We start from the raw sequence: 16,936 nt of genomic DNA on the forward strand, positions 1-16,936 counted from the left end.
TTCTTTTTTTTCTTGGAACATGTTACAGGCACCTAATACTTCGATTAAGAACAAAATCCCGAATGTGCTACTGAGTCTAATTCATAAATGAATGGTCAACGCTATGCGCAAAGGAGGCGCCGCCTAGGCTCTTGGCATGAAAATTTTTCGGTATCAACTCGAAGGCATCGGACTTGGATAGACGTAGGAAATAATTCCGTCAATGCGCCAGTCCAATGATTATCCAGCAGTCAACCTTAGGATAGACAGCGTGATCATTCCTGGTAACGCAGCGCATCGATGATGATAGATAAGGCAGGAGAGAATTCCCGCCGATTCGGATAATAGAGATGATAGCCCGGATAAGGGGCGCACCAGTCGTCGAGCAAACGAATCAACCTCCCCTCTGCGATATGCTCCAGCACCATGTCCTCGGGGACAAAAGCCAGGCCATGACCCGCCAGTGCCGCCCTGACGATGGACGAACTGTTGTTAAATACCCATTGTCCCGTCACACGAAGCTTGACCTGCTGCCCATCCTTATCAAAATCCCACGGCATTAAGCCTCCATGGGTCGGAAGCCGAAGATTGATGCAATTGTGCTGAGCTAAATCATGCGGTGTCCTGGGCATTGTCCGTTTCCCGAAATAGTCAGGTGAACCGACAACAGCGATGCGCATATCCGGGCCGATGCGCACGGCAATCATGTCTTTTGCCACCTGGTTGCCCATGCGAACACCGGCGTCGTAACGCTGGGAGACAATGTCCGCCATCTGGTAATCGATGGTGATCTCGACATCAATATCGGGATACTCGCCAAGGATTTTAGACAACTTTGGCCACAGGTAGCTATTTGCGGCGTGCTCAGCCGAGGTAATGCGAACCGTGCCGACGGGCTTGTCACGAAGCGCGTCCACAACGCCCAGTTCAGCATCGATCTCCTCAAGTCGGGTCGACACGTTGAGAAATAGCCGTTCCCCCGCCTCGGTCGTTGAAATACTTCGGGTGGTACGGGTCAACAATTGGACGCCTACCTGGGCTTCGAGGCCACTGATGGCATGGCTTAATGCGGAAGGGGTCACGCCAAGCAGGGCCGCTGCCCGGGTAAAGCTGCCTTCGCGCACGACGTTGATGAAGGCGAGAACCTGGCTGAAGTTTTTGCGTGCCATTCTAGGAAACCTCCGCTAGCTCTGAAGGGTAGCGGAGTGCTTCGATCAACACCGCCATCGCCCGCGAAGAAGATTGACGACGTATCGGATAGCAGAGGTGATACCCCGGAAAAGTGGGGCTCCAATCTGCCAGAACCTGTATGAGCTGCCCCGTAGCGATATAGGACCGCGCCATTTCCTCCGGCACATAACCAAGGCCGAATCCAGCCAGAGCGGCATGCAGAATCTGCCGGGTACTATTAAAAACCAGTTGACCGTCGACCCGCACATTCAATTGCTGCTTTCCCTTTTTGAACTCCCAAGCGTAAATCTCGCCGTGGCTCATCAGGTGCAAATTGATGCATTCATGCTCGGTGAGGTCGTGCGGCGTCGTGGGAGCGGGACGTCTGGTCAGGTAGGCCGGCGAAGCAACGATCGCCACACGCATGTCCGGAGCGATCCGTACGGCGGTCATATCACGAGCGACTTCACTGCCCAGGCGTACACCCATGTCATATCGCTCTGTGACAATATCGGCAAAGCGTGCATCCACGATGAGTTCGACCTTGATCTCGGGATACCTGGGCAGCAGTTTAACCAGCCGGGGCCAAAGTACGGTTTCGGCCGCATTTTCAGTAGCAGAGATGCGGATAGTGCCTGCAGGCTTGTCTCGCAACTCGCCGACAGCCGTCATTTCATCCTCGATTTCCTCGAACCGGGGCGCGATGCGATCTATCAATCGCTGTCCGACCTCTGTTGGCGACACGCTACGGGTGGTGCGGGTCAGCAGCCGCACCCCCATTCTTTCCTCAAGGGAACGCATGGTATGGCTCAGCGCCGACTGGGACATACCGAGTTGCGCCGCAGCCCGCGTAAAACTTCGTTCGCGGGCAACCGCAATGAAGACCAATAGATCGCTGTAGTTATCTCTCGGCATGGCCTTTGTCCCTATACCTTATTCATGAAAATGACTCACAAGTGTTTCCCAACTTTACCATCTAGTCGCGACCAGATCCATTCTCTATAGTTATGATCATAGTAAAAAAGCATCACAACAGCGCCATCAAGGGCCCCTCATCTTTGTTGCTCACGCGCTGTGGATAACCCGAGTATCCGGTTCCGTCAGCCCGTTGCCGTGCGGCTTCGCCGGTCATGCGTTGATGCACCTTTACAGGAGAAACAGCATATGCAGAAGCGCACATTAGGAAAGGACAAGCTTGAAGTCTCCGCCCTCGGTTTGGGTTGCATGGGCTTGAGTGTCGCCTATGGTCCGGCCACGAATACCCCGCAAGCTGTCTCACTCATTCGGGCCGCGGTGGACGGCGGCGTGACATTTTTCGATACGGCTGAGCTCTATGGACCTTTTCTCAATGAGGAAGTGGTCGGCGAGGCACTTGCCTCGGTAGGCGACAAAGGCATCACGCCGGCACAGATTGCGCTTGCGTGGCTACTGGCACAAAAACCGTGGATCGTGCCAATCCCTGGCACAACCAGGCCGCACAGTCTGCAAGAGAACCTCGGTGCCACCGCGATACACCGTTCAGATACGGATTTGACCAGGATCGCAGGCGCCCTGAATGAAGTGAAGATACAGGGTGAGCGCTATCCCGCTGCAATGCAGGCCCAGATTGGGCGCTAATCCGGGAGACGCAAAATGGCAATACAACATGAGTCAATCCATCAGACGGTGATGTCCACACTGGCACCCCTTCCATTGAGCACAACTACCAACAGTAGTGGCGGAGTGTGGCAAGTGGGTTCACGGATACTTGTGGCCTATTTTTCACGCTCTGGAAATACGCGCGTCATCGCAGGACTGATTCACCGTAAGCTCGGGACCGACCTCTTCGAGATCCGCCCCGCCTCGCCCTATCCCGAGGATTATCTGGAGACGGTCGAGCAGGCCCGGCAGGAACGCGACTGCGGTTTTCAGCCCCCTCTTAAGGCCGGTGTCGCTAATATGGCGGCCTACGAAACCGTATTCCTTGGTTTCCCCGTATGGGGAGAGACCGTGCCGCCGGTTATCCGCTCCTTCTTATCTGTGCATGACTTGTCCGGTAAAACACTGATCCCCTTCATTACCCACGGTGGCTATGGGTTCGGCAACAGCCAGTCCGTCATCGCCAGCCATGCACCGAAGGCACGATTAGTCAGGGGTTTCGAGATGGAGGCGGATCAGGAAAGACGCACTATGGAAAGTGTGGCGGATTGGCTGAAAGGAGTAGCGGTAAAAAGCTGACCACGGGCTTACTTCAGCCTATCTGGGCGCTAAAGGAAGAATCCACACAATCAAGCAGAATTAAAAGGCCCCCCTATGAAGTCACTTGCATTAAATACCGCCGCTTTGCTGCTTCTTGCTGCAAATGTATCAGCCCAACAGATGCCTGAGGTGACGGTCACTAGTGTCGGCTCGCAGCCGTCCAGCGCCGGTCCCGAGAAGAATTTCACCGGGTCGGTTCGTGTGGATTCCCGTTTTCAGGCCACCTCACCGGGCAGGGCCGGTGGCGGCATTGTCACGTTCGAGCCGGGTGCCCGTACAGCCTGGCATACCCATCCACTGGGGCAAACTTTGATCGTCACTGCCGGCGTGGGCTGGGTCCAGCAATGGGGCAAATCACCTCAAGAAATCCGGCCGGGTGATATCGTCTGGATCCCACCGGGTGTCAAGCACTGGCATGGTGCCGCTGCCACCACCGGCATGACCCACATCGCCATCGCCGAGGCGCTGGACGGGAAATCGGTCGATTGGCTGGAAAAGGTATCAGACGAACAGTATCAAACCTCGACATCACGTACTTCGACGAAGTAGAAACAGTGCTTTGTCATTCTTTTTTTGGCATCGAGTTGTGACGAACTGAGAACGGCGGACGATAAAGCCTTCGAAGGTCCTAACCCGACACGATGGGAACTCTGATAATTTAGAAGAATTCAAGGATCCGACTCATGTCTCGTAGTGATTTAAAACGCGATCCACGCCACTGTGAAACAATAAACCTAAAACGTCGTCATCTACTGGCATCCGCTGCGGTCCTGGGCATAGCGCCATGGTTGCTCTCTGCCTGTATGACGTCCTCCTCTTTCGCTGCAGATATCCATACCTCCACCACTACCGGTTTTCTGCCGGCCAGTCAGCGGCGCAAATTGGGCACACTTGAAGTCTCTTCCATTGGCCTGGGATGCCAATGGGTTCCGGGTACGGTCGGGGATTCGGTATCCGACTTCTACCACAGCACCCTCGACCGGAAAGCGGCGATCAAACTCATCAGGACGGCAGTTGATCGTGGGATTACGCTTATCGACACCGCTGAAGCCTATGGACCCTTCATCTCCGAGGAAATTGTCGGTGAGGCGTTGCAGGGCATCCGCGACAAGGTGGTCATTGAGACCAAGTACGGCTGGAACTTCGATCAGAAGACGGGCAAGCCGCTCGGCGGCCTCAACAGCCGGCCGGAACACATCAAGCTCGTGGTCGAGGGCATGTTGCGGCGTCTGCGCACCGATCACATCGATCTGCTCTACCAGCACCGCGTCGACCCGGCCGTGCCGATCGAAGATGTGGCCGGCGCGATAAAAGATCTGATCGCCGAGGGCAAAGTACTGCATTACGGCCTCTCCGAGCCCGGCATCCAGACCATCCGCCGTGCGCATGCGGCACATCCGCTGACGGCGATCCAGAACGAGTACTCCATGCTCTGGCGCGGACCGGAGGCGGAAGTCCTGCCGGTATGCGAGGAACTGGGCATCGGCTTTGTCTGCTGGAGTCCGCTTGGCATGGGTTTTCTCACCGGCAAGATAACGGCCGATACGCGTTTCGTCCCGGACGGTCCGCGGGAATTTCGTGCGACAGTCCCCCGCTTTGCCCCCGATGCCCTGCGCGCCAACATGGCGCTGGTGGACGTGGTGAAGACCTGGGCTGAACGTAAGAACGCGACACCGGCCCAGCTCGCGCTGGCGTGGCTGTTGGCGCAGAAACCCTGGATTGTTCCGATTCCTGGCACCACCAAGATCGCCCATATGGAAGAAAACCTTGGCGCCGCCGCGATTAGGTTCACTCCCGATGAACTGCGCGAGCTCAACGCTTCGGTGGCTTCAATCAAGATCCAAGGCGACCGGCTTTCAAAAGGCGTTCTCGCATTGTCAGACGTGGAAGCGCCGCCGGAGCATTAACGAAACTTCGCGTTCGGGCTCGTGACGGCATAAGTCAATTTCTGGATGAGGGTATCTAATCATCATTGCAGAGTAAAACCGCCATCAACGGTCAGGGCAGAGCCAGTAACGTACGATGCGGCATCAGAAAGCAGCCATAGTGCGCCTTGTCCGACTTCTTCAGCGGAACCTGAACGGCCAAGTACCGGCTGATGTGAGGTGCCCTTTTCCTGGGCCGCTATTCTTTTCTGTTGCTGAACATTAATCATCGGCGTATCCGTTGCTCCAGGGTAAATAACGTTAACCCGGATTTTATCCTTGCCATAATCAAGCGCCGCGCTGCGGGTCGGCCCAAGAATACCGTGCCTGGCAGTAACATATTCGGGAGCGGCAGGAAGCGCGAGGATACTCGCAACGGAGCCCGTGTTAACGATCGATCCGCCGCCTGTCTTCAGCATGGCCGCTATTTCATACTTCATGCATAGGAATACGCCGGTGAGATCGATACCTAATGTATGATGCCATTCGGCCTGTTCGACCAAGTGCAAACGCTTATTGGAATAACCGACGCCAGCATTGTTGAAAGCCCCATCGATACGGCTAAAGCTATCAAGCGCGGCGTCCACCATTGCACGGACATCATCCTCTGAGGACACATCGGTACGAATAAATCGCGCCATTTTACCGTTTGCCGTCAGCTCATTGGCCAAAGATTCCCCATTTTTAACGTTCACATCCGCAAGCAGCAAATAAGCCCCTGCCATGGCAAAGAGTCTGGCGGAAGCTTTACCGATGCCGCTGCCGGCCCCGGTGACAATTATTGTTTTTCCAGCAAGTTCACTGCTCATATGCTATTACTCCTGTTGATTAACCAGCACGCAAAGAATGAATTCACCCGCACCATCCTGGTCAGGTAAATAAATCAATTATAATTATTTACCTGACCAGTGCTCACGAGAAGATATTAATTTCACCTAGGGATTAATTAATAAAATTTCACCGCATTGTTATAGTTAACTACGGTTAAAAGTCTGGCTCATTCAGCAACGAATGATAATCTTGCCGAAATGCGAACCACTACCGAGATGGGCATAGGCTGCCTTGGCATCGTTGAATTCAAAAATACGGTCAATCACTGGCTTGATGTTGGACATCGTCATTACCGCACAAACATCTTCGAGCGTTTCACGGCTGCCAACTGAAAACGGTCTGAAAGTCGCCAGACTGCCAAATAACGCAAAAAAATCTATGCCTTCGCCTTGGGCGCTTAAAAAACCAATGGATGCGATTTCACCGCCGGGAGCAATCGCACGAAGAGACTCGGCAATCGTTCCCGGCCCGCCCACTTCCACAATGAGATCAACCCCCTTACCATGCGTCAATTCCCGCACCCGCTTGCCCCATTGGGGTTCTTCCTTGTAATTGATAACCTCGCTGGCACCAAACTGGCGTAATCGCTCCGCCTTGGCAACACTTGAGGTTGTTGCAATGACCGAGGCGCCAAGAACCTTTGCAAACTGCAAAGCGAAGATAGAGACGCCGCCGGTTCCTTGAATAAGTACTCTGTGTCCAGCGCGTATTTGCGAAGTGCCACACAAAGCATTCCATGCCGTAACAGCTGCGCATGGCAGGGTCGCCGCCTCCTCGAAGGAAAGATTGTCAGGAATGCGGACAATGGCTTCCTGGCTGACCACTTTAAATTCGCAAAGCCAGCCATCGTTCTCACTGCCATAACCACGCTGATTCGAATAGATCGGCATCCGGCCGCCAAACCACCGTGCGTGGAAAATACCCGCCACCCGATCGCCAGTTTTGAAATCTTCCACATCAGGCCCGACTTCGACCACCTCCCCCGCTCCGTCACTGGTTGGCACCAAGCCCTTACGATGGCTTAAAGGATATGTATTGCCTAACATGGCAATATCACGATAATTCAATGAGACAGCCCGGACCCTGATTAATACTTCGCCTCTTTGCGGTTGAGGGGTATTCTCTTCATAAAGTTGAAGATCGTCCAAGCTTCTAAAATCAACCAAACGATAAGACTTCATAAGATCAACCTTTTGTATTGCCATTTATATAGATAATTATGCCGAACTTATCTAAGCGTAAAATCAGTCCCCCCAGGTCATAAAATCTTATACTTCTGAAGCAGGGCGCATTAAAGACCATAGGATCTTAATAAGCTATACATGATGAATGATTTTTTGTATATGTGATATTATTGCATATACTTGTGAATTATTTTCATAAATTATTCATTTTCATAATTTATATCTTACATTGATTACTTGTCTGAGAATTTTTTTGAGATTTTAGATATTCAAAATATTCATATCAAGCCAGATGATTTCTAATTTTGACTGTAATTTTGCATATGACCAACAAAAAATATAACTTATTTTAAAGCAATTTAATTCCCCTGCGAACGTTCCCGTTAGGTCATTTTCGAATAAAGCATGATTGATGAATATTACTCACAAATGCTTGCATGTTTACCTTACTAATCAAAAATAATTTTATTTGATATCATTCTTTGACGTAACTTCTTGCACTATTAATCGAAGAATTCATATTTGAGGTATTCATGAAGCATACAAAAATCGCATTTATCATTTTATGTTCATATTTTATACTAAGCACAGCTAGCGCTGCAATTCAAACTGAAAAAACACTCGGTCAGCAAAAAATCGGCGCCATTTCTGCTGAGGGTGCATGTACACTTGATAATTTGACCGAGCAATTTTCTAAGAAAGCAGATAAAGAAGGAGCAAGTTCCTTCAAAATTGTCGCCGCCGGCGGTAAGAATAAACTTTATGGCGTCGCGAACATATACAAGTAAGTAATAATTTGCAGGGGGTTACTCACCTAAATGTAACATTTTAAATATCAAAATTTGGATATGAATCGCTATTTTTTATATGTAACGCTGCGGTTTTATATTATATAAGTCTGTATGCGATACTAATGACCTCGCAAAAGGCGCCAACGATGATCAGACAAGAAATAATTATTATGGATTTACTTGAATGGATTGAGGATAATATCTCAAAGCCGTTGAAAATTGAGGATATAGCAGTAAAATCCGGCTATTCAAAACGGCATCTGCAAAGAATTTTCCTTCAGGTAACACAGCAAAGTTTAGGTAGCTTTATCCGTGACAAAAAATTAGACTTAGCCGCTAACGATCTTATTGGTACTAAACAACCTATTATTAATATATTATGCCACTATGGATTTGAATCTCAGCAATCATTCACTCGCGCTTTTGTCAAAAAATACAGCATCCCTCCAGGCACTTATCGCCGTATACATCTCACCACGCACTGTTCAAATCCTCCTGCAAACGATGTAATTTAGCGGCTTGGCTGCAACTCAGGCAAACAGCGATAAATATTCCATTATATGCTTAGCAGAAAGATCATTTGATATCGGCAGAGATGTTTTTTTACCCTGCCGGGAAACGGCTTAACCTGTTAGTGCAAAACAGCCCTGGCGTGTTCACTGCGACGTTGCCTATAGGGTCAAGGTCTTGATCTGCCATATCAAATTTATAAATATCTACATCTTTTTCAATAAGCTGACGCAAGCAACTCCTTCCCACCACTGAGAAAACCGCTGTGTTTTGTTCGCAAGGATAACGGGTTCACCGATGCGCGGCGTAAGCAATGTATAAGGACGTCCCGCGCTGGCTTTTACTATACGGTCAAAGGGTTCATTCCAGTCATGCGCGGCAATGCTGAACCGGCCTATATGACCAGGAAGCAGAGCCTGAGCCCCAAGATCTTGCGCCGCCTGTGCGACCTCCTCCGGGAACATATGGATGTAAGCCCAGCGCGGATCGTACTGGCCGCTATCCAGGGCAACCAAATCGAATCCACCAAACCGCTTGCCGATGTCCGGGAAATGCGGGCCGTACCCGCTGTCGCCACTGAAAAATAGCCTGCGCGTCGGCGTTTGCAGCGCATAACCTACCCATAGGGTCTTATTGAGCGTGAACATCCGGCCTGAGTAGTGCCGGGCCGGCAACACGTGAATATCAAGTCCCGGCTCAAGCGTCAACGTGGTATTCCAGTCCGCTTCATGAATGCGGTCACGGGAATAACCCCAACCTTCAAAATAGGTTCCCACACCTAAACCTACGACAACGTGCCTGACTTTGGCCATCATCGCCCTGGCTGTGGGATAGTCCAGGTGGTCCCAGTGGTCGTGCGTGATCAGCAAAACATCGATAGCGGGCATATCCTCAGCCGAGTACGGGGTGGTGCCATCAAACGCCACGTTGGTGCCGGGGAACGGCCCGGCGTTTATGCTGAACACCGGGTCGATCAGGATCCGCTTGCCACCGAGCTGGAGGAAGTACGAAGAATGACCAAGCCAAATAACCACATCCTGATCGGGCGGCAACGCCTTCAGATCGACCCTGACGGAAGGCAGGGCTACCGGAGGCTTCAGGTTCGGATTGCGATCCAGCAGCATCGACAGGACGTTCGACGCAAAGCCGCTGTCCCCGGTTCGCATCGGCGTGTCGACCAGGTTGTGGAACTCCCCGTCCACGTAATGGGGGGAGCGCTCCACCGCCTGGAGACGAACGCCTGCAGGCAATGCGCCGAACTTGGGCTGTTGCAGGTAAGCGTAGCCGCCCGCGATGCAGATACCCACCAGCAGCAAGACGACAATACCCGCACGGCGCAGCTTGCTCATGGTCGATCCGCGCGAAACAAAGGGCGCCCCTGAATCACAGGGTTCTGCCGTAGAACGCTGTCAGCTTGCCGATGGCGGAGTTCACATACTTGGGAACCCAGTAGGTTTCGATATGCGTTGCGCCATCGATAATGAACAATTCCTTGTCCTTCGCGCCGGTGGCCTTGGGGAACGCATCTTTGGTCATGTAGAGGCTGTCGGCCTTGCTGCCCGCGATCATCAACAATGGCTGCTGGATCAGATCAATATGGTCGGTGGCGTCGAAACGCATCAGGTCAAGCAGGCTGCTGGTGGTGTACTTGAAGGTCGAACCAGGGTGCGCATACGTCTTCCAGTAGTACTCATAGCCCTGTCGATACAGTTCAAACGGCAATTTGGCAATCTGCGCATCGGTGAGGTTGGCATCTCCCGAATATTGTACTTTGCCGCCGGCCGCTTCCTGGGCGCGGGCAGCGGAAGCCTGCTGCAGGCGTTGCTGGATGGTGTCCATCTGCGAATCATTGTAGCCGTTGCGACGAACCCGTCCCGAATTGAACATGCTCACCGTCGCCAGCGATTTGAAGCGCTTGTCGGTTTGCGCCGCGGCCAGCGAGTATCCGCCGCCGCCGCAGATGCCGAGCAGGCCCAGGCGTTTCCCATCAACGCCGGCATACTGAGTGATGTAGTCCGCCATGCCGTGGATATCCTCGATGCGGTACATCGGTTTGTCCACGCTGCGCGGCTCGCCACCGCTGGCTCCCTGATATGTCGCATCTGCAGTGATGGTGATGTAGCCATGCTCAGCCAGTCGCTGTGCATACAGACCGGCCACCTGCTCTTTCACCCCGCCGTTCGGATGCGCTACCACCACCGTCGGATAGGACTTCTTCGGATCATAGTTAGCAGGGGTATAGACGTTGGCGGCAATATCCAGGCCATTGAGCTTGTACGTGACCGGATGGATGTTGACCTTGCCCGGCTCATTCTTGGTAATGGCGCCATCGTAGACGAGGGTAAACGGGTTATTTCGATAGTCCGCCGCCCCGGCGTTGCCTGCCGAGATACCGATCATCGCGGCCAAAAGGGTGGCCTTCAAAGCTGTGTACTTCATGTAAATACTCCTGAAAGTTAAAAATGCTGCGTCCCGTAAAGAATCTTCGGAACCTTAATGACCGTCGGCCGTTGCCTCCGCTTTTCATCGTTCCTCCGCTGCAGTTCACGTACTTTTTGATCAGTCCAGTTTTTTCTCAGAGAGAAACCGCGACACGAGATCGGCAATCTGGACATTATTCAAGTCTGCAAACGGAAAATGGGTATTGCCTTTAATGCCGATCTCGGGCAGATGCACGACCGTGACATCACCGCCGTGCCGGTTAACGGCATCGCGCCACTTGCGCGCCATTTCCAGACGCGCGCGCCAGCTATCCTGCGCCGGCATATCGGTCGGCTTGTCGGGTATGTTGTCGCCGTAGTAAATAACAATGGGGATACGCGTCAACGCCATAAATCTATCCTTGGAAATAGCCTCAGCCCGCACTGTGTCAAAGGAGCTTGGGATCGGAGCCGGTACCTCGCCTTCAGGGAATATGAAGCTGCTGCCCGGCTCAAACGCCACGATAGCTTTGACATTCCGGTTCTTGATGGCGGTCAGCCACCCCGGCCCGCCACCTTGTGAATGGGTGAAGAGAATGCCGGGACCTGTCTTGTCAAAGAGTGCGGACACGCCGTCAGAAACGACATTCATGTCGAACGGCCCGGTGTTCGGCGTCATGGATCTGAAGAACTGGTTGAGCGTCTTGGCGCTACGGTCAAATTGCACGCCCTTAAAATACTCGGGCCAGACACCCACGCGGAACTGGTTAAACCACATTTGTTCGTCCGGCGTAGGCTTGACTATCGTCTCGACCATGCTGCGGCCGGCATTTCCCCGGCGTGGTTGGTCAATCAGATACGTGGAGAAACCGCGGCGTAGAAAAATGTTTTGAAAACCCTCGCGACCATCTGCCGTGGTTTCCCAGGTTTTTGAGAATTGGCCGGCCCCATGCCACATGACGATCGGATACTTCCTCGGATGAACGGGAATTTGATAGAAGGCGTAGAGATGGTCGCCGTGATAGGTTTGGCCTGCCGACTCCATAGGCTTCTTGGGGTCAAACGTGCCCGGCGCGGTGTTCACACTCCCGCCGACGGTAAAACTTCCCTGCGCCTGAATGACCAGCGGCTTTTGCGGGGTTGTGTCTGCAGCGATCGCATGATAACCAGCGACCATAGAAGCCACGACCAACGCGATAGCCCAGACTTGTTTCCAGGGGTTTTTCATCTTGTTATTTCCTCGTCACATTACTTATCAGGTTGCGCATATACAGCTTTGATAATCGGCAGGGCCGACATCGCACGTGGCCATCCAGCATAAAACGCGAGCTGAGTGGCGACCTCTGCCGCCTGGGTCTTCGTCAATCCACTTTCCCTGGCCTTGTTCAGGTGGAAGGAAAGCTGATCAAGCTGCCCTCGGGCGATAAGAGCCGCCGCCGTGATCAAACTGCGGTCGCGCGGCGCCAGATCGGGCTGGCGCCATAGATCCGCGAAGAGGACATCGTCGGTATAACGCGCCAGTTCCGGCGCTATCGGCGCAACATTTTCCTTGACAGCCGCCGCCCTCTCCGCCTCAGCGGCTTTATCGACGGGCAACAGCTCCGACGACTCGGGACGCGTCTTATCAGGCGTTATGCCGCGCTGTTTGAAAACACTCTTCGCTATCCCTACAGCCGACATGGCATTCGGCCAGCCCGTATAAAAAGCCAGGTGGGTAATCAATCCGATGATTTCGCTGGGCTTCACCCCATTATCCAGCGCCAAATTGATGTGCGAGGTCATCTGCGCCGCCTGCCCATTGGCGAGCAATGAGGACAAGGTCACCAGACTGCGGTCGCGGGGGGTCAGTTCGGTGCGCTTCCACAGGTCGCCAAACAACACGCTTTGGGTGTAAGCAAAGAGCTGGGGCGCGGTCTCCCTGGCCTCACGTGCAGCCGGGGTGTCCGGTACAACGTCCTGAGCGGTAACTTGCGCCGACAGGCTAACCATCAGGGTGGGAATCAGCGTGCTGAGAAGTTTCATGACAGTGACGTCCTGTTCAATCCGAGTGGTGGTCCATCTGGATACTACGGGCAAAATCTATTTTGATTAAGGGCACTATTACGCATGTTCTGTTGAATGAGATTCATTAATGACTATTGCTATAGGTTGCTAAATATTGCAACGGCGGCTAAATCAGCGGGTGATAGTCGCTTTCTTTGGCCATTAATGAGCTGAATTCAAAAGTCTTTGCTGATTTTGCTATCTAGTCGCTTACAGGCTTAAAGGCTAGATTTTAAGAAGAGTAAATCTTTTTCGTGGATGGAACAGGCGGGGCCACTTCGGTTGTTAATGGTAAACAATTTTTGTGATGCCGCTGATGGCAATTCCTGACGGAGAGTGATTCTAATCTCAATTTCTGATGTCTGATGCTGGACAAGCAGGATACAAATGCAGTGATGCACATTTGGAGAAGCTAAATGCAGTTTTCTCACCGGCACCATCAAAAATGATGCGACCTTCGGCAGTGACGACTTTCGCAGCAAGGTACCACGATTCTCGCCGGAAGCTCTCAAAGCAAATCAGGCGCTAGTGGACCTGCTTGGTCAGATCGCCAAGGATAGAGCGGTCACACCGGCGCAAATTGCTCTTGCCTGGCTGCTGGCGCAAAAGCCGTGGATTGTGCCGATCCCGGGCACCACTAGGCTACATCGCCTGGAAGAAAACCTGGGCGCCGCGTCGGTGGAATTATCTGAAGCCGATTTGAACAAGATCGCTGATGTCCTTAATGAGGTCAAGATTCAAGGCGACCGCTATCCCGCCGCTTTACAAGCGCGCGTCGGGCGTTAATTCGGTAAATATAATGTTGGAGATGAACATATGCAAATGCAAGACCTGAACGGTAAAGTCGCGGTCATTACCGGCGCATCAAGTGGCATCGGCGAAGCCACGGCACGTCTGCTTGCCGCTGAGGGCGTGCATATCGTACTGGCGGCGCGGCGTCGTGACCGAATCGAAGCCCTGGTGGAAGAGCTTGGGAACCAGGCGACGGCCATTGAGACCGACGTTACCGACAACAGCCAGGTCGAATGGCTGTTCGCGCAGGTAAAAGACACTTTCGGCGGGCTCGACCTGCTCCTGAACAATGCGGGCCTCGGTATTCATGCCCCATTCACTGACAGTTCACCGGAACAATGGCGCGGCATGATCGATACCAATCTGATCGGGCTGCTTAATTGTACTCATGCGGCCATTCCGCTGTTGAAAGGCCGTCCCGGCGCGATGATCGCCTCGGTATCCAGCACTGGCGGCCGCTATGGCGTGGAAGGTTGGTCAGTCTACTGCGCGACCAAGTACGCCGTGGTCGGCTTTCATGAAACATTGCGAAAGGAACTGGGCGCGGAGGGTATTCGCGTTTCGGTTATCGAACCCGGAGCTGTCTGGACGGAATTTGGCCACAATCTGCCAGAGCAGGCGCTACGCGAGCGGCGCGAAGCTTTGGATGCCCTACATGCCGAGGATGTCGCCCAAGCGGTCGTTTATGCCTTTGCTCAGCCGCCCCGTGTTTTGGTGCAGGAAATCCTTGTTCGGCCTGTAAAGCAGGTTGCGCCCTAATCAAGCAATTTGCCTAAACACATTACCATTAACCCTATATCCAGAGTAAACCCATGAAAAATCGTACCCTTGGCAACAAACTGGACGTTTCAGCCCTTGGCCTGGGCTGCATGAGCATGAGTGCCCTGTATGGTCCACCCGCAGACAAGCTAGAAATGATCAAGCTTATCCGTGAAGCCCACGATCGCGGTGTCACCCTGTTCGATACCGCCGAGTCCTACGGACCGTTCATCAACGAAGAACTGGTTGGCGAAGCGCTGCAACCGATCCGTGACCAGGTAGTTATCGCGACCAAATTCGGCTTCGACATCGATTTGGAAACCGGTGAGCGCCGTGGCGGCACCAACAGCCGGCCGGAGCATATCAAGGCCGCTGTAGAGGCTTGTCTCAAGCGCTTGCGTACCGATTACATCGACCTGCTCTACCAGCACCGGGTGGACCCTAAGGTGCCGATAGAGGACGTGGCCGGCGCGGTCAGGGACCTGATTGCCGAAGGCAAGGTCAGGCACTTCGGCTTGTCCGAGGCCGGGGTGAAGACAATCCGCCGCGCCCATGCGGTACAACCGGTGACCGTGGTGCAGAGTGAATATTCGTTGTTTTGGCGCGAACCCGAAGCCGAGCTGATACCGGTACTTGAAGAACTCGGCATCGGTTTCGTCCCCTTCAGCCCGCTCGGTGCTGGTTTTCTCACCGGCAAGATTGATGAAAACACAACGTTCGATCCAACCGATTTCCGTAACAATGTACCCCGTTTTTCTGCGCAAGCCCGTAAGGCGAACTTCGCTTTAGTCGACCTTATCAAAGCGGTCGGCGAGCGCAAGGGAGCAACACCGGCTCAAGTCGCCCTGGCTTGGCTGCTGGCGCAGAAGCCGTGGATCGTGCCGATCCCCGGCACTACCAGGCCCCACCGTCTTGAGGAAAACCTGGGTGCGGTTGATGTGGCGCTGACGGCGTCTGATCTTGATGAAATCAACCGGGCAGCCGCAAAAATTGAGGTTCAGGGTGAGCGGCTGCCTGAAGCAGCCATGAAGATGACGGGACTCTAACGGGAAAAAAGGCTCCTGCTTTGAGGCGGGGGTCTGCTGGACTGATGTTGACATCCGACGCCATCGGTGCATCACGGGAGATCGCGACTCTGCAGCCGCTTAGCACCACGCTATGACAAGCGATCCCCTGTCGGATAAACTGTTTTGATGCGGTCTTCTGGCGGTTTCCCGCTAACTCGCCTGTTACATATAGAGCCAGAGAATGATATGAACGTAAAAACAAAAGTAACGACAGTGGCGTGGATGGCCACCTCCATCGTCATGACCGTTGGCTGGCCGGCCAGTAACGCGGCCGAACGCCAAGCCTCATCCGTTACCGCCAGCACTGAAGTGTGGAAAATTACAAACATACGCACCGCCTACGCCGACGGCACGTATACCGCTACCGGGCAATATGGAAATGCGCCCTCGTTTATCACGGTCACCGTCACGCTGCACGCCGGTGTCATTACCTCCGCCGACGTCAAAACCCATGCTACCAACCCGACTTCCCTGGACTATCAGCGGCGATTCGCCGCCGCAGTCCCCGCGGTCGTGGTCGGCAAGCCTATCGAGCAGGTCAAGGTGGACCGACTTGCCGGCTCAAGCGGCACGCCGGAAGGATTTAATGCCGCGCTTGAACAGATAAAGAAACAGGCGGCCAAATCAGGTTGACCCCCCTGATACACACTTGAAGTTGTATAACCACACAGACCTGATCGGAATATCACCACCGTTAAGCAATGGCAATGTGAAAGACTCATTCATCACAATTGACGCAATGAATCGAGCAGAGGCTAACTCTTATAAGGCCTCTGCCCCAACTTTTACCTCCTCATTTATTTGCAATAGTCGCAACCAGCCTTGCATCACGGGTTATCGGCATTTGCGCGCGGTGCTTAACTTCAAGGATCATGTGGATTGTTTGTCCAGGCCGGGCATCCGCCGGTACAGTGAATGAGGTATCCAGGGCCGATGGGCGGACAATATCAACAATATTCGGGTAGGTGCCCGCCTCTTGATACTGCCACAAATGGACCACAAGCGTATTATTGTCGGGATCCGATGCTATCCCGTTGAGAATGACCTTCTCTCCCGGCTGCACGACAATCTCCGTTTTGCCGCCGGCAAGACAGACCATCGGCGGATGGTTGGCATCCTTATAAGAGGCCGTCTGCCATTGCGAGCGCGCCGCCAGTTCCTGCTGCAAGGCTGGGATAAAACGTGCGATGGGATACGCCACGATAAAATCCATCTCCACCTCCAGCA

Annotated in this window: 18 protein-coding genes and 2 pseudogenes; 11 read left to right on the plus strand and 9 right to left on the minus strand. The window is 53.3% G+C overall.

All coding sequences use genetic code 11. The features are described 5' to 3' along the window. Positions 1 to 254 precede the first annotated feature (254 nt). On the minus strand, positions 255 to 1,148 hold the full coding sequence (locus GRH90_RS04540) for a LysR family transcriptional regulator (protein ID WP_162364721.1): 894 nt from the start codon (positions 1,146 to 1,148) through the stop codon (positions 255 to 257). A 1-nt stretch (position 1,149) separates the two neighbouring features. Then, positions 1,150 to 2,064 carry a LysR family transcriptional regulator gene (locus tag GRH90_RS04545; RefSeq protein ID WP_162364722.1) on the minus strand — a complete coding sequence of 305 codons (915 nt, stop codon included), beginning with the start codon at positions 2,062 to 2,064 and terminating at the stop codon, positions 1,150 to 1,152. 249 nt (positions 2,065 to 2,313) lie between these two features. On the opposite strand from GRH90_RS04545, the pseudogene GRH90_RS26805 reads away from it, so the two are divergent. From GRH90_RS26805 to GRH90_RS04565, 5 genes and pseudogenes are all read left to right on the plus strand, one after another. After that, positions 2,314 to 2,541, plus strand: a pseudogene (locus tag GRH90_RS26805) (aldo/keto reductase); the annotation flags it as partial. A 3-nt stretch (positions 2,542 to 2,544) separates the two neighbouring features. Then, positions 2,545 to 2,766: an aldo/keto reductase gene (locus GRH90_RS26810; protein WP_446678246.1), complete on the plus strand. Its 222-nt coding sequence runs from the start codon at positions 2,545 to 2,547 to the stop codon at positions 2,764 to 2,766. Between the two features lie 15 nt (positions 2,767 to 2,781). Continuing rightward, on the plus strand, positions 2,782 to 3,366 hold the full coding sequence (locus tag GRH90_RS04555; protein WP_162364724.1) for a flavodoxin: 585 nt from the start codon (positions 2,782 to 2,784) through the stop codon (positions 3,364 to 3,366). A 75-nt stretch (positions 3,367 to 3,441) separates the two neighbouring features. Continuing rightward, the gene (locus GRH90_RS04560) at positions 3,442 to 3,936 is read left to right on the plus strand and encodes a (R)-mandelonitrile lyase (protein WP_162364725.1); all 495 of its coding nucleotides are present in this window, start codon (positions 3,442 to 3,444) and stop codon (positions 3,934 to 3,936) included. A 134-nt stretch (positions 3,937 to 4,070) separates the two neighbouring features. Further along, positions 4,071 to 5,294, plus strand: coding sequence for an aldo/keto reductase (locus tag GRH90_RS04565; protein ID WP_162364726.1), 1,224 nt, complete (start codon positions 4,071 to 4,073; stop codon positions 5,292 to 5,294). Positions 5,295 to 5,356: 62 nt separating this feature from the next. Here the strand turns inward: GRH90_RS04565 and GRH90_RS04570 are convergent, their stop codons facing one another. Together GRH90_RS04570 and GRH90_RS04575 are read right to left on the minus strand one after the other, a co-directional pair. Then, positions 5,357 to 6,121 (minus strand): SDR family NAD(P)-dependent oxidoreductase, encoded by a 765-nt coding sequence (locus GRH90_RS04570; protein ID WP_162364727.1) that lies wholly within the window; start codon positions 6,119 to 6,121, stop codon positions 5,357 to 5,359. 192 nt (positions 6,122 to 6,313) lie between these two features. After that, a complete protein-coding gene (locus tag GRH90_RS04575; RefSeq protein WP_162364728.1) occupies positions 6,314 to 7,324 on the minus strand; it encodes a zinc-dependent alcohol dehydrogenase family protein in 1,011 nt (336 codons plus the stop codon). Between the two features lie 536 nt (positions 7,325 to 7,860). Between GRH90_RS04575 and GRH90_RS04580 the strand changes: the two genes are divergently transcribed. Continuing rightward, positions 7,861 to 8,115 (plus strand): YdgH/BhsA/McbA-like domain containing protein, encoded by a 255-nt coding sequence (locus tag GRH90_RS04580; protein ID WP_162364729.1) that lies wholly within the window; start codon positions 7,861 to 7,863, stop codon positions 8,113 to 8,115. 149 nt (positions 8,116 to 8,264) lie between these two features. Beyond that, the gene (locus tag GRH90_RS04585; RefSeq protein ID WP_162364730.1) at positions 8,265 to 8,633 is read left to right on the plus strand and encodes a helix-turn-helix domain-containing protein; all 369 of its coding nucleotides are present in this window, start codon (positions 8,265 to 8,267) and stop codon (positions 8,631 to 8,633) included. A 201-nt stretch (positions 8,634 to 8,834) separates the two neighbouring features. On the opposite strand, the gene GRH90_RS04590 is transcribed toward GRH90_RS04585, so the two are convergent. The 4 genes from GRH90_RS04590 to GRH90_RS04605 form a co-directional block, all read right to left on the minus strand. Beyond that, complete coding sequence (locus GRH90_RS04590) at positions 8,835 to 9,977, minus strand: MBL fold metallo-hydrolase (RefSeq protein WP_162364731.1); 1,143 nt, start codon at positions 9,975 to 9,977, stop codon at positions 8,835 to 8,837. A 34-nt stretch (positions 9,978 to 10,011) separates the two neighbouring features. Next, entirely contained in the window at positions 10,012 to 11,067 is a 1,056-nt protein-coding gene (locus GRH90_RS04595; protein WP_162364732.1) for an alpha/beta hydrolase, read from the minus strand. Positions 11,068 to 11,187: 120 nt separating this feature from the next. Next, the gene (locus tag GRH90_RS04600) at positions 11,188 to 12,225 is read right to left on the minus strand and encodes an alpha/beta hydrolase (protein WP_246235892.1); all 1,038 of its coding nucleotides are present in this window, start codon (positions 12,223 to 12,225) and stop codon (positions 11,188 to 11,190) included. A 71-nt stretch (positions 12,226 to 12,296) separates the two neighbouring features. Then, on the minus strand, positions 12,297 to 13,070 hold the full coding sequence (locus GRH90_RS04605; protein WP_162364734.1) for a carboxymuconolactone decarboxylase family protein: 774 nt from the start codon (positions 13,068 to 13,070) through the stop codon (positions 12,297 to 12,299). A 444-nt stretch (positions 13,071 to 13,514) separates the two neighbouring features. Here GRH90_RS04605 and GRH90_RS04610 point away from each other — a divergent pair. The 4 genes and pseudogenes from GRH90_RS04610 to GRH90_RS04625 all read left to right on the plus strand — a co-directional run. Then, positions 13,515 to 13,877, plus strand: a pseudogene (locus GRH90_RS04610) (aldo/keto reductase); the annotation flags it as partial. 30 nt (positions 13,878 to 13,907) lie between these two features. Then, positions 13,908 to 14,642 carry an SDR family oxidoreductase gene (locus tag GRH90_RS04615; RefSeq protein WP_162364735.1) on the plus strand — a complete coding sequence of 245 codons (735 nt, stop codon included), beginning with the start codon at positions 13,908 to 13,910 and terminating at the stop codon, positions 14,640 to 14,642. Positions 14,643 to 14,695: 53 nt separating this feature from the next. Then, complete coding sequence (locus GRH90_RS04620; RefSeq protein WP_162364736.1) at positions 14,696 to 15,688, plus strand: aldo/keto reductase; 993 nt, start codon at positions 14,696 to 14,698, stop codon at positions 15,686 to 15,688. Positions 15,689 to 15,895: 207 nt separating this feature from the next. Next, positions 15,896 to 16,342, plus strand: a complete 447-nt coding sequence (locus tag GRH90_RS04625) for a hypothetical protein (RefSeq protein ID WP_178113014.1) — start codon at positions 15,896 to 15,898, stop codon at positions 16,340 to 16,342. Between the two features lie 160 nt (positions 16,343 to 16,502). Here the strand turns inward: GRH90_RS04625 and GRH90_RS04630 are convergent, their stop codons facing one another. Continuing rightward, entirely contained in the window at positions 16,503 to 16,922 is a 420-nt protein-coding gene (locus tag GRH90_RS04630; protein ID WP_162364737.1) for a hypothetical protein, read from the minus strand. Between the last annotated feature and the right edge of the window lie 14 nt (positions 16,923 to 16,936).

The sequence above is a fragment of the Acerihabitans arboris genome (assembly GCF_010131535.1).
Lineage (GTDB): Bacteria > Pseudomonadota > Gammaproteobacteria > Enterobacterales > Enterobacteriaceae > Acerihabitans > Acerihabitans arboris.